The following is a 13,074-nucleotide window of genomic DNA, read 5'->3' on the forward strand; positions in this document are numbered from 1 at the left end:
CCATGGCACCTGAGATCATCATCGCAGTCATCACCGCTGCATCCGTCCTGGGTGCGGCAGTGGTGGCCGCCGTACCTGCCCTTCTTACCGTCCTCCGACGCACCCGCACCGCTGTGGAGAACCAGGGTGAGGAGACCCGCGCCGTCACCCTGGACGCCCTGGACGCCGTAGGAAGCCGTCTTCAGACTCGCTTCGATGCCCGCCTGGACGACGTCCGCGACGACCTGGACGAGGTCCGTGAGGGCCTCTCGCGTGTCCGTGAGTGGCAGGCCGGCCACGACGCCGAGCACCTGGTCATCGGTGCCCCTCGTCCCCGCGGAGACACCTCTTAAAAAATCATGGTGTTCCCGTGCGACATCGAGGCCGATTTCCCACATAACCAAGACAGGCACGTCGGCTATGGGGAGAGGACGCCATGCAGAACATCGGCATCATCGGACGAGCCAGGAGCGGCAAGGACACCGCCGGCCAGTGGCTCGTGGAGAACCGCGAGTACCGGCGGATCGGGTTCGCCGACCCGCTCAAGGAAGCGGCACTGAAGCTGGACCCGATCGTGTGCGCCCAGTCTCACTACTCGCTCAGCATGGTCGTGCGGGGTGACGGATGGGAACGCGCGAAGGACGAGTTCCCCGAGGTCCGCCGCATCCTCCAGGAACTCGGCGCCGCAGTCCGCGCCATCGACGAGGACTTCTGGCTCCGAGCCGCCATGAAGCGCGTTCTGGAGGCAAACGAGGCAGGCATCCCGGTCGTCATCACCGACGTCCGGTACCCCAACGAGGTCGACTCCCTCCACCGAGCCGGCTTCGCACTGCTCTACCTCCACCGGCCCGGCACGCCGCAGCTCGACCACGAGTCGGAGCGACTGGGACCGGCAGCCGCGGACCACCTGATCTGCAACGACCGCTCGATCCGTGACCTGCACGACGAGCTGGCCCTCTTCCACGACCGCGCGACGCGCGGCGCACTGCTGACGACAGGAGTCGCATGAAGACGATCCGTACCTACCTGAACGACTTGAGCCTCCGGCTGTACGTCCGGCTCCAGATCTTCGCCGCGCAGGAGCCCGTCCGACTGCGTGCGGCACTAACGTCGGTGGTACTGGCCCTGGCGTTCTTCATCCCCTCGCTCGCTCAGGCCGACATCGCGGACCACATCGTCACCGTGGGCGCCGTGGCGCTCCCGATCCTGATGGGGGAGAGCACGAGGAAGAAGGTCACGCCGGCTGAGTAGCACCCGCAGCATCCGCCCCCGGTCTCTTCGGAGCCGGGGGCTTTCGGCGTATGGAGACCAAGGAGAGTCCGCTCGCGGACAAGAAGGTCAGGATGCGGTTCAACAGGGCGATGCGGGAGAAGGGGGTGGCGGCGAAGGCTTGCGGGAAATGCTTCGTGGTGAAGGGGTACGAAGCGTTTAACCAGAACTCTACGGCGCCGGACAGTCGGCGCTCTGCGTGCAACGCTTGTCGGTCGGCCGCTAATCAGCGTCGATACGGGGAGCACGGTGAACGCCTTCGAGAGAGCGCCCGTCGCTGGTACGTGGGGAACCCTGGTTACAAGGCACGGTGGCGTAATAAAAACCCAGAACGGTATCGGGCGCTTGCCAGACACCATAGTGCTGTCCGCCGTGCCCGCAAAGCAGCCACAACCGTCATCTCTTTCACTCACGACGACATGCTTGCCGACTGGGAGGACCACGACCTCTACGGTTGCGTCTTCTGCGGTGGCCCCTTCGAGGAGATCGAGCACATCCTCCCGCTCTCCAGGGGCGGCGAACACTCCCTCGCGAACATCGTCCCGTCCTGCGTCGACTGCAACCGAGGCGCAGGAGGCAAGCACGCTCGCGACCCCTGGGAGTGGCTGGCCGAGCGCTTCCCGAACCTGGCGCCACTCCTACTCGACGTCGACGAGGCTTAACGCAGCCTTACCTCTAGGTAAAACTTCACACCGCGCACCCGGGCCCCGTACTTGCCGTAACAGGCAGGTGCGGGGCCTTTTTGCGTTCCGCGGGGGGTGGAAACGGTACGTCTGCCGCCTACACCCTGAGTTGTGTCGTCCGACACACCGCCAATACCGTGGCCGTATGACGACCTCACCCCAGCCGCTACATGACGCGCTGGACACTCTATGGGGGCACGTGCGCGACGCCCTCCCCGACCTCCCGGCCGCTCGGCTGGACGTCAGTACCGCTCCTCCATCCGCCACGCACGACGGCGCTAGTCGACTAGCGTGGGCCGGCGACGTGGTGACCGGTCTCGTGATCAGTGCGGAGACCCTGAAGGAAGGAGGCGCCTGCACAGTCGAAACGATCCTCCACGAGGCGGCGCACGTTCTGTGCTGGATTCGGGGAGTGCAGGAGACCACGATCCGCGGGGCGTATCACAACAGAGCCTTTCTGACGGCCGCCGAGGAGACCGGGCTCCACTGGCCGGCGGGCATGGTGCGAACAGGCGCTCGTGGATACGCCACTCCGGCACTGACCCCCGGGGCCCGCAACCGCTACGCCTCCGACATCGTCGCCCTGGACGACGTCATCCCGCGCACACTGCCGCTCCTCCCCGTCCCGGAGGCGCCAGCACGACACCGGACCCCAGACCGGCTGACGATGCAGTGCGGATGCACACCCCCGCGGAAGATGAAGATGTCGCCCACCGTGGCTGCGCTGGGGCCGGTCACTTGCGGTGTCTGCGGGAAGCCGTTCACGACGCAGTGATCAAGATGAGGTAAGGGCTGGCTACTGATAGTGCCTTGCGCTACGGTAGCCGTGCCCCCACTGTCTTGATGTCGAGAGGTCATGCCGTGAGCCCGAGTGAGATCGCCCGACCCGAGCGCGCTGGCGTCGAGGTCAGCGCACCTGACCTTCCGATGCTTGAGCTGGACGACATCAGGAACGAGTCGGAATCGACCCTCGTCGCTCGTGGTGCCGCATATGCACGCGAGTACGACCAGATCCAGGGCAAGTCAACGCTACTGCTGAAAAACCTCGCCATCACGCAGATCGCTCTGCGGCTCCGGTATGACGATGTGGCTGGTCGAAGTGGCCCGTACCGCGCCACAGTGGCGAGTATGTACAGCGGGCTGGGTGTGCCTGCGGACCGAATCACACAGACGCAGGCATCCGTTAGATGGCACATCAACAACCTTCTCCGCAGGTATTTGACACCGCGAGAGCTGGAGAAGTACGACCTCCAGCCGACGTCGCTTTTGGAACGGCAGCAGGATGCCCGCCAGCTCAACTCGGCGATCGTCAAAGCATCGAAGGCCGCCTCTGCCGTCGAAGAGTCCACCCCGAAGCCGGCTAAGAAGGCGGCAAAGGGGACGGCTCCCGAGCCTGCGTCACCCGGCCAGCCCGTCAAGGCGACGTCCGATCACCTTCGGCTTGCCGAGGTGGCGAAGGACATTGTGGGCAAAATGGACCGTACCGTCATCACCAAGCACATGACGGACGGACAACGAGCCAAGCTGGACAAGGAGCTAGCTGCACTGGAGCGGAAGATCGCCTCCCTGCGCAAGCTGACCCATAAGCCCAGGTCAGGAGCCTGATCGTCGGCCGACGTCAACAGGACTCCTCCGCCTCCCCGGCGGCGAGATTGACCAAAGTGACAAACTAACCCCTATTTTTCATTCTCTCTAACGCGCGTTAAGGAGAAAGGAAAATAGGGGGTTAGTTTGTCACTTTGGTCATACTGGCCCGGGAGGAGGGGGCGCCAGAAGTTTCTAAAAGATCTTGCTCACCTCGTGCGACATCGAGGCCGATTTCCCACATAACTAAGACGTAGGGACGAACGGCAGCGACGACGAGGAGGCCACATGGCCGGAGTGAGCACGATCAAGCGCGGCGGGAGCCGCTTCTATGTCGACCCGGACGACGGCAGGATCAAGGTCCCGGGTGTGACGTCCATCGCGGGCATGGCCCCGAAGGACTTCCTGACGTACTGGAACGCCAAGATCGTTGCGGAGACGGCAGTCGAGCACCGTGACACGGTCCTGAAGCTGGCGGAGCGCGATCCTGCCGGCGCCGTGGACTACCTCAAGGGCGCTCCCCGGCGGTACACGAGGGCAGCGAGCGATCTCGGGTCGGCCGCGCACGACATGTTCGAACGCCAGGCGCGTGGGGACACCATCAACCCGCGGCACGTCCACGCGGACATCAAGCCCCACGTCCGCTGGTTCGACGAGTTCCTCCAGGAGATCCAGCCGGAGTTCCTCCACCTGGAGGAGACGGTCTGGAGCGACGAGCACCTCTACGCCGGCAGCTTCGACGCCATCGCTCGCATCGACGGCGAGGTGGTCCTCCTGGACTGGAAGACGTCGAAGGCTGTCTACGACTCGGTGGCCCTCCAGCTCTCCGCCTACCGCTACGCGAACCGCATCATCCTCGCGGAGACCGGGGAGAGCGTCGACGTCCCGGCCATGACCGGCGGCGCCGTCCTCCATGTCCGCCCCGAGGGTTGGCAGTTCGTTCCCGTGGAGTGCGGCGAGGAGGTGTTCCGTGCGTTCCTCGCGCTCCGGGAGGTGTTCGACTGGGAGCGCGACGGTAAGAAGGGTGTCGTCGGCCGGCCGATCGCCAAGGGCGGGGAGCAGGAGACAGGCACGATGCGGAGGGCGGCGTGAGTACCTTGGGTGAGCTGTTTACCGCCTTCAGCAACGAGCGCACACAGCACCGAGACCCCGACACCCGAGCCATCATCGACCGGCTGGAGTCGGCCGCAGAGGCGGCTGTGTGCAAGGAGAACGAGATCGGCGGCCAGGCTCGTCAGGTCGTCGGCAACGTTGCCGTGGCGCTGGGCGTCGTCCTGGGCGACACCGGGCCGCGGATGTCGGTCTGGGATCCGGCGAACATGCGGCGGGTGGTGGGTGCTGCGGAGGCTCTCCGCAAGCGTCTCGCAGAGCTGGAGACATCCGCCGAATACTGGGGCGCCAACGCTCCTGGCGGATCGCTGATCGACGACCTCAAGAACACCATCGTCAGCCAGGCGCGGGAGATCGCGCGACTCAAGGGGGAGAGCGCATGACCGAGTTCAAGGTACGTCCTGGCGAAGAGCCGCACGAGGCTGCACAGCGACAGCTGCGGGCTTCTCTCATGGCGGGGCTGCTGCGGCTTGCCCTGCTTCCCGCACATGCCTTCATCCTGATGCTTGCCGTCGGGGCACTGCACGGCCTGACGGCCACCGTCCCCGCCATCGGGTACGGAACGATGCTGCTCCTGATGGTCGGCCTGGACTACATCGCTGGCACGATTCGCCGGCGCCGCAAGTAGCGCAAGGCACGCACGGGGGCGTCCACACAGGGCGCCCCCGCTTCGGCATGGGATGAGGAGAGAAGATGACCATGTACCCGGAAGAGATGCTGAGCGAGTACAGCGACGACGGCACGATGCCGAGCAACGTCGACGCGCTGCGAGAAGCGGTGATCGGTCATCGGATCGTGAGTGCTGAGCGCACGTCGACTCCCACGTGGTGGGGCGGTTCGTCGGACGCGCTCATCATCACGCTGGACAACGGCAAGCGCGTGGAACTTCAGGACACCGACGACTGCTGTGCGTACACCGCCCTGGAGAGCTTCCTCCTGGACCCGGACAAGGTGGATCACATCATCACCGGCGTGGGCACCACGGGCGGCTTCTCGACGTGGCACATCTACGCCGACATGGGCGACGTCCTGAAGTTGGAGGTCGGCTGGAGCAGCGGTAACCCCTTCTACTACGGCTACGGGTTCAACATCACGGTCAAGGAACTGGAGGCTGCCGCGTGAGCGACTTCAACCCCGACTTCCGCGAGTGGCCCAAGACGTCGCGCCTTTTCCGCGAGATAGTGATCACGGAGAAGATCGACGGCACGAACGCCGGCCTCCACATCAGCGAGGACGGCCAGGTCGTCGCGCAGTCCCGGAAGCGCATCATCACCCCGGACAGCGACAACTACGGCTTCGCCCGTTGGGCGGCCGACAACGCCGACGAGCTGGCGTACATCCTCGGTCCGGGCCTCCACTTCGGCGAGTGGTGGGGCCGGGGGATCCAGCGGCGGTACGGGATGGACCGGAAGGTGTTCAGCCTGTTCAACACCTCGCGGTGGCGGGAGGTTGATGAGTCCAACACGTCGCCGGAACTGCGGGCGTTGGACGCCAGCGTTGGCGCGCAGATCGACGCCGTACCGGTTCTGTACTCCGGGCAGTTCGACGAGACCGAGATCCGGCAGCAGCTCTACTACCTCCAGATGGGAGGGTCCAAGGCAGCCCCTGGGTTCATGCACCCCGAGGGCATCCGCGTGTACCACTCGCAGACCCGCAGCGTTTTCAAGGTGACTCTGGACGCGAACGACGCCGGCAAGTGGGAGGCCGCCGCATGAGACACACCCTCCGCGCCACCGAAGAGGAGATGCGCTCGCCCGACTGGTGCCACTCCCACGGGTGTCATCGATCGCGGTGCCAGCACTGACCACGCTAGTCGACTAGCGCGAACACCCTCAGCCTCCGGTTGCTTCGGCGCCGGGGGCTTTGGGCGTGTAACCACCGAGCAGAGGAGATCAGATGGCTGACGTGATGTACGTGCCGTTCCCCCGGACGAGTTCCGCAGCCCGAGCACTGAAGAAGACTCCCGACGAGGTTGCCCGGATGACCAAGTCCGAGCGGGAGCAGCGTGTTCGCGAACTCCTTGGCCTGGCGCACTGGACCGTCGACCGGGCGCTGGAGAAGTTCTTCGTCAAGCACAGCCTGGCGGCCATGGCGGTCATGTACTCCGGCGGCAACGACTCCACCACCCTGGCGCACATATTCCGGCACCGAGCGGACATGGCGATCCACGCCAATACCGGGATCGGTATCGAGCAGACCCGTCAGTTCGTACGGGAGACCTGCGCAATGTGGGGCCTGCCTCTGATGGAGAAGAGCCCCAAGGCGAAGGACTCCTACCGACAGCAGGTTCTCGACGTCGGATTCCCCGGACCGGGACAGCACTTCAAGATGTTCCAGCGCCTCAAGGAACGGTGCCTCGAACAGGCCCGGTCGGAGGTCGTGAAGAACCCCTACCGGGAGCGGATCCTCTTCCTTGGCGGCCGACGCCGGAGCGAGTCTGCACGGCGCTCCACCATCACGACGTGGGACCGGCACCGCTCCATGTGCTATGCGTCCCCGCTGACGATGTGGACGAAGCTCGACCTGAATACGTACCGGCTGATGGCCGGCGACGTACCGGTCAACCAGGTCTCAGACCTGATCCACATGTCGGGTGAGTGCCTCTGCGGTGCGTTCGCGGAGAAGGACGAGCTGGACATGATCGCGGAGTGGTTCCCCGAGATTCGCGAGCAGATCGAGGAACTGGAGGCGCTGATCGCGCACCGCGAGGACATTCCCGAGCCCCGCCGTACGTGGGGATGGGGCGCCTACCGCCGGGACCTTCAGGCGATGAAGCAGCAAGGACGATTCAAGTCAGGGGCCATGTGCGGCTCCTGCGACGACCGCGCGACAGGCGGAAAGGTGATCGCAGCATGAGGCACTTCCAGACCATCCACACCGCCGACGGCTCGTCGGTGACTATCACCCGGCGCGGGATTGAGTTCGACCTCGAAACCCGTAACGCCCGGGGCGAGACGATCTCGACCGTCGTGATGGACGAGGCTGACGTGAAGGCGCTGTTGACGTCGGCTGGCGTGCACATCCGTGCCTTCGACGACGCGTACGACCGTGGCTACCGCGCTGGCTGGCGGGACGGGGAGGCGGCGTGAGCGACACCTACCTTGATGCCTCCGGCGACCAGTGGTTCTGGGACGCGGAGAACGAGGGCTACTACGTCAATGACGGGCACTACACCCGGCCGCTCGACGAGATTCGTCGGCAGTACGGCCCCCTCCAGGTCCGCGACGCCGCCGGGCAGTGGATCCCTGAGCCCGGCTACGACGAGGAGAACCTCATTCGCCGCATCATCCGCGAGGAGTTGGAACGCCGGTTCGGGAGGTTGAAGTGATAAGCGCCCGAGAAAAGATCATAGGCCTGATTGGCGGACAAGATCCTGACGGGGGTTTGCGCCGTCTCGCGGAGGAAGTGGCGGACAAGATTCTGGCCGACCACGCTCACGAGCTGGCGGAGAGGATCCGTACCGACCGGTGCGGGGAGACGTCACCCGACGCTGAGCTGTGTCCGTGCAGTGCTGCTGCTGCCGATCTCATCGACCCGGAGGTGCCCGATGCCTGACCTGACTCACCTGGCCGTAGGCGACGAAGCCATACTCTGCGACCAGCGCGACGAGCCCCGCCCCGTCACGATCGCGACCGTCGGTCGCCTGTACCTGACCGCTCAGGGTACCCATGGGCAGTTCCGGCGGGGCACGGGCTGGAACAAAGAGGACTACGGTGCTCGACGGCTGACCACCCGGGAAGCGCTGAGCGAGGAGGCTGAGCGGGAGCAACTGCGCATCACCATGCGCAGTAAAGGGTTGCTTCAGACGGGCGTCCCGACGTTGACGACGGACCAGCTGCGGTGCATCGTCGAGATTCTGGAGGAGAGCTGATGGGAACCCACATCGGCCGCTCCTGGGACGGTCCCGGTCACGTCGAAGCGCTCTGTCCCTGCCCCAAGGCGCCCTGCGGCCTCGTCGACCGGGACAACACGAGTGACGCGTGCGGACAGCACCCGCCGGAGAACATGAGGACGATCCGAACGAGTCACCGCCTGGAGGACTGCCCGGAGGTCGGGCGGGACGTGGTCGTCGCGATGAGCCGGACCATCAGGGCGCGAGAGGCGGTCGTCAAGGCGGCCGACGAGTGGGACGGCGCCTACTTTTCGTTCGAGCTGGACGACGCCATCGACGACTACCGGGCCGCCGTGGAGCACGAGGCCGCGGAACGGATTCGGAACTCCGAGCGCCTGCGGAGCTACACCGACGACCACATGGGCGACTGCAACGCAGCTGCCGACGCCATCGACCCTGACGTGGAGGAGAGCACATGAGCGAGTGCAGCATGCCGGACGAGTTGGGTCCGGGCCTCGACGTAGAGGGCTTCATCCTCGACGAAATCCGTGGGATGGCGCTCGACTGGTGTTGCCGGAAGCACTACAACACGCGTCCGGAACAGATCCTGGCGGCCTACCGGGATCAGGTACTGCACGAAGCTGCGGAGAAGATCCGGGCGAAGGCGGACACCTTCTCGGACTGGGACTTCACCACGCGGCGCGACATGCGCGAGGCGGCTGACCTCGTCGACCACGACGTGGAGGACGAGGAAGAGGAAGGCGACGAGCTGTGACGCAGATCAACGCTGGCGAGCCCACCCCGGCGGCCGTCGCCCTGACCCGTCGCATGGACCGCTCCGACGCGTTCCGTGCGGCACACACGCTGACGCACTTGCTCGACTGGGGCGGCTACCGGCCGGACGTGATCGACGTGCTGCGGGTGGCGGAGTTCCTGACGGATGGAGAGTGCGAGTGATGAGCACTCCTGTTCCCGGGACTGGCCGGCCACGGTGGCACAGCCGGAAGAACCGCGCGGGGCGTCCCAACGGGCTGCTGTCCGCAAGTCGCATCATCCCGCACAGGTACGCCGACGAGGGCGACAAGGGGCCGTGGTTCCGTCGCATTGTACGGCGCCGTGAAGCACGTCTCTGGAAGAAGGAGGCGGACCAGTGACGGCCTACCACATCGGCCGCTCCTGGACCGGCCACGAGATCGAAGACGACTGCCCCTGTCCGCAAGTCTCGTGCGGCCTCGTCGACGTGGAGGCCGTCGCGGACGAGTGCGAGCATCACCCGCCCCTGTGCGCTAAGTCGATGCGGCAGGGACATCATGCCGAGGATTGTCAGAAGGAGGAGAGCTAATGAAGCAAGCACTATGGGATGGCGTCCTGAGCATTGTCGACGGGCTGACGAAGAGCGAACCGGGGTACTTCAGTTCGCGGCGGGCTGGAGATTTCAGCGACGACGATTCGACCGTCACGTGTGAGATGCAGATGGGCCAGGACGACGGTACGTCGCTCATTTACGACATCACGGTATCCGTGAAGGTTCGCGAAGACAGCGCTGATGACTTCTGGACCGGACACAGCCAGCACCCGGACATCTACACCCTGCCGTCCGACGCCAACGAGTCCCGTCGGGTGGTTGTCGACGGTCAGCACTATTCCATCGGCCCTGGCAACTCTGGCGGCTTCGGTGGTCGGCGCTTCGACATCGAGTTCTTCGACGGACGCAAGGTGACCACTCACGACCTCTGGTCGCAGGGAACCATCCCGCCCAAGCATCGTGAGCGCTACCCGGACAACGCCCGCTTTGCCCCGCAGCCGGAACGGTCTCGGTTCACGGCGTTCGACAACTTGCACACGGAGGAGACCTCATGAGCATGGCCGAACTCGTAGCCGCTGGCGCCCCGGAGCTGCCGGAGGGTTACTTCTACCGGATCCGAGAGACGTCGATATCCAACCTGATGGTGGAGATCCGGCAGCAGAAAGGCCGTTGGCGGTCGACGCTCGTCACCGACACGTACGTCATCCATAAGCCCGACGTCCCGGCTGGGGAGTCCGTCGTCAGGGCGTGTGAGCGCGCGTTCGAGACGTGGCAGGGTGCCGCCGCGGAGCGCGCCGCGTACAGGTCGTCGCTGCCCTTCCTCGGAGACCACGACCCGCGGGGAGGTCGTCGGTGAAGCTGCGCAAGCCACTTACTCTCGTCGACCACGGTGAGATCTTGGCCCTGATCGCCACTCTCCGAGCTTTGGGCCGCCCGCTGCACCTGGATCTGTTCTGCTGCCAGGGCGGGGCATCGAAGGGCTACGCGGACGCTGGCTTTACGGTCCTGGGCGTCGACATCGACCCCCAGCCTCGTTACGTCCATCCGGATCAGTTCGTCCAGGCGGACGCTGTGGAGTTCGTGCATCGGTACGGGCACCTTTTCAACTCGGCCAGCGCCTCACCGCCCTGCCAGCTCTACAGCAAGACGCACAGGATCCAGAAGAACGACCACCCGGACCTGATCGGCCCGACGCGGAAGGCGCTGGAGGAGACCGGCCTCCCCTGGGTCATCGAGAACGTCATGGACGCTGCCTCCGAACTCCGCACCCCGCGGATGTTGTGCGGCGCCATGTTCGGCATCGAGACCTACCGGCACCGCCTGTTCGAGCCCGGGGGCGGCTTCAGTTTCGTCCCCCCGGAGCACCCGCAGCACGTCGCCCGGACGACGAAGATGGGCCGCCCCGTGAAGCCGGGGGAGTACATGCACGTCGTCGGCAACTTCACGGGCGTCGACCTGGCGCGCGACGTCATGGGGATGCCGTGGGCGAACCGGGACGGGCTGCGCGAGGCCATCCCGCCGGCGTATACGGAGTGGATCGGTGAACGGCTCATGGCGCACGTCATGGGCGACGAGATGAGGGAGGCGGCGTGACCACCTTCGGTGAGTACCGAACCACCTACCGCAGCGACGACCGGGCCACCCTTCTCTGCGTCGGCCTGTGCCGGCGCCGCAAGCCGCGGGACGAGTTCCGCACCACTCCATGGCACGGCAAGGCAGCCTCCTGCATCCGTTGCGAGACCTTCCCCGGACCGGCCGGGCGGTCGCTCTGGCAGATCGAGCACGATGCCCGGGTGTGCCGGGACCTGGAGCAGGCCCGGGAGAAGCTCCGCATGTACCAGCGCTACGCCGCCAAACTCCGGGCGGAGCGGTACGCCAGCGCGTGGGTGGCTGCCTTCACCGCCACCTCCCCGACGTCGGCCGACGCCTTCGAAGCCCACAAGGCCCCTTTCAACCGCGCCGTGGAGACCCGTCGGCAGAAGTGGGCGCCGCTCATCGAGGAGGCGCTCAGCAAGGCACACACGCTTGTAGAGGAGGAAGCATGGCAGACCCCGACGACCTGACGGCAGACGTTCAGGACTACGCCTTGGGAACCCTGGCGGAGTGGATCAAGGGCTACACCGTTCCGGAGGAGGGACCGCAGCAGAAGTGCACCCTCCTGGCCGTGGCGGAGGATGGCCGATCGATCGACATTCAGATGGAGACCTGCGACCCCTTCCCTTACGACGCGAAGGTTTTCCGCATCTGGTTGGAGGTGGAGGCGTTGTGACCGAGCCCCTGCCCGGAGACTTCGGGCTCACGAGGATCGAGGGAATCACCGGCCGCCTCGTCGCTGCCGGCCAGGCCCTCGTTGGCGACGCTGCGCCGGTCCAGCACGCGTATGTCTATGTCGGTGACGGCATGGTCGTCCAGGCGATGCCGGGCGGGGCGGAGTTGATTCGCCTGGAGGATGCGAGCCCCGTCGTGCAGTGGTCAACGGGGCACTTCGATCTGGAAGACCAGACGCGTTTCAACATCGCCATGGAGGCGCGTTCCCTCGTCGGCACCCCGTACAGCTTCCTGGACTACGCCTCGATCGGCCTGGCCCACTACCGCATCCGTCCTGCGTGGGTGCGCGACTTCGTGGCTGACACGGGTCACATGATCTGCTCCCAGCTCGTTGACGAGGTCTATTTCCGTGCCGGCGTGCACCTCTTCGACGACGGACGGCTACCCGGGGACGTGACGCCAGGGGATCTCTGGAAGCTCATCAACCCGCGGCGCGTGTCGCCGTCGGACCGAGACCTTTGGAGGCTGGCGAATGAGTGACGAGGAAGTCTCCGCCGAGGTCTACGACCTGCGTGAGGAGCTGACGGAGGCGCACCGACAACGCGCCTTCCAGCGCGAGGAGGACGCGGGGCGAATCGAAGCTCTTCGAGCCGAGGTCCGACGCCTCTCCCGTGCCCTCCGGCTGTCCGAAGCGAAGGTGGGCGGGGCCAAGCTCCACGTAGACCAGGTGAACACACGGCTGGCCATGCTGGAGGACGTCGTCACGGCATGTGACGACCTTCTGGGAGAGCGCGACCGTTACCGGCTCGCCTGGCTCTCCGCCCGTCGACGTGCCGCGGAGGAGGCTGTCCTCGGCGCCGAGGCCGTGGAGCACCTGCGCGACGAGATCGCCCGACTCCGAGCCGCCCTGGCACGCACCGCGGATCCGCGCTAGTCGACTAACGCGGAATCGGCGCCGTCCAAGAGATTAAAAGATCTTGGAAATTCCGTGCGACATCGAGGCCGAATTCCCACATAACTAAGACGTAGGGACGAGCACCCCT

At 65.6% G+C, this 13,074-nt stretch carries 25 protein-coding genes; all 25 read left to right on the forward strand.

Annotation, left to right across the window (positions count from 1 at the left end; genetic code table 11):
* Positions 1 to 2 precede the first annotated feature (2 nt).
* The 25 genes from CP967_RS31080 (at position 3) to CP967_RS31205 (ending at position 12,965) form a co-directional block, all read left to right on the forward strand.
* Complete coding sequence (locus CP967_RS31080; protein ID WP_150491149.1) at positions 3 to 332, forward strand: hypothetical protein; 330 nt, start codon at positions 3 to 5, stop codon at positions 330 to 332.
* A gap of 83 nt (positions 333 to 415) precedes the next feature.
* Positions 416 to 988 carry a deoxynucleotide monophosphate kinase family protein gene (locus CP967_RS31085; RefSeq protein ID WP_150491150.1) on the forward strand — a complete coding sequence of 191 codons (573 nt, stop codon included), beginning with the start codon at positions 416 to 418 and terminating at the stop codon, positions 986 to 988.
* Positions 985 to 1,230, forward strand: coding sequence for a hypothetical protein (locus CP967_RS31090; RefSeq protein WP_150491151.1), 246 nt, complete (start codon positions 985 to 987; stop codon positions 1,228 to 1,230). Before CP967_RS31085 ends, CP967_RS31090 begins: the two co-directional genes overlap by 4 nt.
* 50 nt (positions 1,231 to 1,280) lie before the next feature.
* Entirely contained in the window at positions 1,281 to 1,910 is a 630-nt protein-coding gene (locus tag CP967_RS31095; RefSeq protein WP_150491152.1) for an HNH endonuclease, read from the forward strand.
* Positions 1,911 to 2,343: 433 nt separating this feature from the next.
* Complete coding sequence (locus tag CP967_RS31100) at positions 2,344 to 2,706, forward strand: hypothetical protein (protein ID WP_150491153.1); 363 nt, start codon at positions 2,344 to 2,346, stop codon at positions 2,704 to 2,706.
* Between the two features lie 86 nt (positions 2,707 to 2,792).
* Complete coding sequence (locus CP967_RS31105) at positions 2,793 to 3,536, forward strand: hypothetical protein (protein ID WP_229888284.1); 744 nt, start codon at positions 2,793 to 2,795, stop codon at positions 3,534 to 3,536.
* Positions 3,537 to 3,803: 267 nt separating this feature from the next.
* Entirely contained in the window at positions 3,804 to 4,607 is an 804-nt protein-coding gene (locus tag CP967_RS31110; protein WP_150491154.1) for a PD-(D/E)XK nuclease family protein, read from the forward strand.
* Entirely contained in the window at positions 4,604 to 5,008 is a 405-nt protein-coding gene (locus CP967_RS31115) for a hypothetical protein (RefSeq protein ID WP_150491155.1), read from the forward strand. The genes CP967_RS31110 and CP967_RS31115 overlap by 4 nt, the downstream gene beginning before the upstream one ends.
* The gene (locus CP967_RS31120; protein WP_150491156.1) at positions 5,005 to 5,253 is read left to right on the forward strand and encodes a hypothetical protein; all 249 of its coding nucleotides are present in this window, start codon (positions 5,005 to 5,007) and stop codon (positions 5,251 to 5,253) included. The genes CP967_RS31115 and CP967_RS31120 overlap by 4 nt, the downstream gene beginning before the upstream one ends.
* A 65-nt stretch (positions 5,254 to 5,318) precedes the next feature.
* Entirely contained in the window at positions 5,319 to 5,747 is a 429-nt protein-coding gene (locus CP967_RS31125; RefSeq protein ID WP_150491157.1) for a DUF7448 domain-containing protein, read from the forward strand.
* The gene (locus CP967_RS31130) at positions 5,744 to 6,340 is read left to right on the forward strand and encodes an RNA ligase family protein (RefSeq protein ID WP_150491158.1); all 597 of its coding nucleotides are present in this window, start codon (positions 5,744 to 5,746) and stop codon (positions 6,338 to 6,340) included. Before CP967_RS31125 ends, CP967_RS31130 begins: the two co-directional genes overlap by 4 nt.
* Before the next feature lie 181 nt (positions 6,341 to 6,521).
* Positions 6,522 to 7,481, forward strand: coding sequence for a phosphoadenosine phosphosulfate reductase domain-containing protein (locus CP967_RS31135; RefSeq protein WP_150491159.1), 960 nt, complete (start codon positions 6,522 to 6,524; stop codon positions 7,479 to 7,481).
* Positions 7,478 to 7,714, forward strand: a complete 237-nt coding sequence (locus tag CP967_RS31140) for a hypothetical protein (protein WP_150491160.1) — start codon at positions 7,478 to 7,480, stop codon at positions 7,712 to 7,714. Before CP967_RS31135 ends, CP967_RS31140 begins: the two co-directional genes overlap by 4 nt.
* Positions 7,711 to 7,953, forward strand: a complete 243-nt coding sequence (locus tag CP967_RS31145) for a hypothetical protein (RefSeq protein WP_150491161.1) — start codon at positions 7,711 to 7,713, stop codon at positions 7,951 to 7,953. Before CP967_RS31140 ends, CP967_RS31145 begins: the two co-directional genes overlap by 4 nt.
* A 219-nt stretch (positions 7,954 to 8,172) precedes the next feature.
* A complete protein-coding gene (locus CP967_RS31150) occupies positions 8,173 to 8,496 on the forward strand; it encodes a beta barrel domain-containing protein (protein WP_150491162.1) in 324 nt (107 codons plus the stop codon).
* A complete protein-coding gene (locus tag CP967_RS31155; protein ID WP_150491163.1) occupies positions 8,496 to 8,936 on the forward strand; it encodes a hypothetical protein in 441 nt (146 codons plus the stop codon). Before CP967_RS31150 ends, CP967_RS31155 begins: the two co-directional genes overlap by 1 nt.
* Entirely contained in the window at positions 8,933 to 9,232 is a 300-nt protein-coding gene (locus CP967_RS31160) for a hypothetical protein (protein ID WP_150491164.1), read from the forward strand. Before CP967_RS31155 ends, CP967_RS31160 begins: the two co-directional genes overlap by 4 nt.
* Positions 9,229 to 9,414, forward strand: a complete 186-nt coding sequence (locus CP967_RS31165) for a hypothetical protein (RefSeq protein ID WP_150491165.1) — start codon at positions 9,229 to 9,231, stop codon at positions 9,412 to 9,414. Before CP967_RS31160 ends, CP967_RS31165 begins: the two co-directional genes overlap by 4 nt.
* 384 nt (positions 9,415 to 9,798) lie before the next feature.
* Positions 9,799 to 10,317: a hypothetical protein gene (locus CP967_RS31180; protein ID WP_150491168.1), complete on the forward strand. Its 519-nt coding sequence runs from the start codon at positions 9,799 to 9,801 to the stop codon at positions 10,315 to 10,317.
* Positions 10,314 to 10,619 (forward strand): hypothetical protein, encoded by a 306-nt coding sequence (locus tag CP967_RS31185; protein ID WP_150491169.1) that lies wholly within the window; start codon positions 10,314 to 10,316, stop codon positions 10,617 to 10,619. Before CP967_RS31180 ends, CP967_RS31185 begins: the two co-directional genes overlap by 4 nt.
* 41 nt (positions 10,620 to 10,660) lie before the next feature.
* Positions 10,661 to 11,356, forward strand: coding sequence for a DNA cytosine methyltransferase (locus tag CP967_RS31190; RefSeq protein ID WP_150492134.1), 696 nt, complete (start codon positions 10,661 to 10,663; stop codon positions 11,354 to 11,356).
* On the forward strand, positions 11,353 to 11,826 hold the full coding sequence (locus CP967_RS31195) for a hypothetical protein (RefSeq protein ID WP_150491170.1): 474 nt from the start codon (positions 11,353 to 11,355) through the stop codon (positions 11,824 to 11,826). Before CP967_RS31190 ends, CP967_RS31195 begins: the two co-directional genes overlap by 4 nt.
* Positions 11,805 to 12,032: a hypothetical protein gene (locus CP967_RS34195; protein WP_167535286.1), complete on the forward strand. Its 228-nt coding sequence runs from the start codon at positions 11,805 to 11,807 to the stop codon at positions 12,030 to 12,032. The genes CP967_RS31195 and CP967_RS34195 overlap by 22 nt, the downstream gene beginning before the upstream one ends.
* Positions 12,029 to 12,571 carry a C40 family peptidase gene (locus tag CP967_RS31200; RefSeq protein WP_229888286.1) on the forward strand — a complete coding sequence of 181 codons (543 nt, stop codon included), beginning with the start codon at positions 12,029 to 12,031 and terminating at the stop codon, positions 12,569 to 12,571. The genes CP967_RS34195 and CP967_RS31200 overlap by 4 nt, the downstream gene beginning before the upstream one ends.
* On the forward strand, positions 12,564 to 12,965 hold the full coding sequence (locus CP967_RS31205) for a hypothetical protein (RefSeq protein ID WP_150491171.1): 402 nt from the start codon (positions 12,564 to 12,566) through the stop codon (positions 12,963 to 12,965). Before CP967_RS31200 ends, CP967_RS31205 begins: the two co-directional genes overlap by 8 nt.
* The last annotated feature ends 109 nt before the right edge of the window (positions 12,966 to 13,074 follow it).

The organism is Streptomyces nitrosporeus (assembly GCF_008704555.1).
Lineage (GTDB): Bacteria > Actinomycetota > Actinomycetes > Streptomycetales > Streptomycetaceae > Streptomyces > Streptomyces nitrosporeus.

Excerpts from the sequence above, each read along its gene's own strand:
- CP967_RS31080 (WP_150491149.1), top strand. The coding sequence starts at position 3 with ATGGCACCTGAGATCATCATCGCAGTCATCACCGCTGCATCCGTCCTG.
- CP967_RS31085 (WP_150491150.1), top strand. The coding sequence starts at position 416 with ATGCAGAACATCGGCATCATCGGACGAGCCAGGAGCGGCAAGGACACC.
- CP967_RS31090 (WP_150491151.1), top strand. The coding sequence starts at position 985 with ATGAAGACGATCCGTACCTACCTGAACGACTTGAGCCTCCGGCTGTAC.
- CP967_RS31095 (WP_150491152.1), top strand. The coding sequence starts at position 1,281 with ATGGAGACCAAGGAGAGTCCGCTCGCGGACAAGAAGGTCAGGATGCGG.
- CP967_RS31110 (WP_150491154.1), top strand. The coding sequence starts at position 3,804 with ATGGCCGGAGTGAGCACGATCAAGCGCGGCGGGAGCCGCTTCTATGTC.
- CP967_RS31120 (WP_150491156.1), top strand. The coding sequence starts at position 5,005 with ATGACCGAGTTCAAGGTACGTCCTGGCGAAGAGCCGCACGAGGCTGCA.
- CP967_RS31125 (WP_150491157.1), top strand. The coding sequence starts at position 5,319 with ATGACCATGTACCCGGAAGAGATGCTGAGCGAGTACAGCGACGACGGC.
- CP967_RS31135 (WP_150491159.1), top strand. The coding sequence starts at position 6,522 with ATGGCTGACGTGATGTACGTGCCGTTCCCCCGGACGAGTTCCGCAGCC.
- CP967_RS31140 (WP_150491160.1), top strand. The coding sequence starts at position 7,478 with ATGAGGCACTTCCAGACCATCCACACCGCCGACGGCTCGTCGGTGACT.
- CP967_RS31150 (WP_150491162.1), top strand. The coding sequence starts at position 8,173 with ATGCCTGACCTGACTCACCTGGCCGTAGGCGACGAAGCCATACTCTGC.
- CP967_RS31155 (WP_150491163.1), top strand. The coding sequence starts at position 8,496 with ATGGGAACCCACATCGGCCGCTCCTGGGACGGTCCCGGTCACGTCGAA.
- CP967_RS31160 (WP_150491164.1), top strand. The coding sequence starts at position 8,933 with ATGAGCGAGTGCAGCATGCCGGACGAGTTGGGTCCGGGCCTCGACGTA.
- CP967_RS31180 (WP_150491168.1), top strand. The coding sequence starts at position 9,799 with ATGAAGCAAGCACTATGGGATGGCGTCCTGAGCATTGTCGACGGGCTG.
- CP967_RS31185 (WP_150491169.1), top strand. The coding sequence starts at position 10,314 with ATGAGCATGGCCGAACTCGTAGCCGCTGGCGCCCCGGAGCTGCCGGAG.
- CP967_RS34195 (WP_167535286.1), top strand. The coding sequence starts at position 11,805 with ATGGCAGACCCCGACGACCTGACGGCAGACGTTCAGGACTACGCCTTG.
- CP967_RS31205 (WP_150491171.1), top strand. The coding sequence starts at position 12,564 with ATGAGTGACGAGGAAGTCTCCGCCGAGGTCTACGACCTGCGTGAGGAG.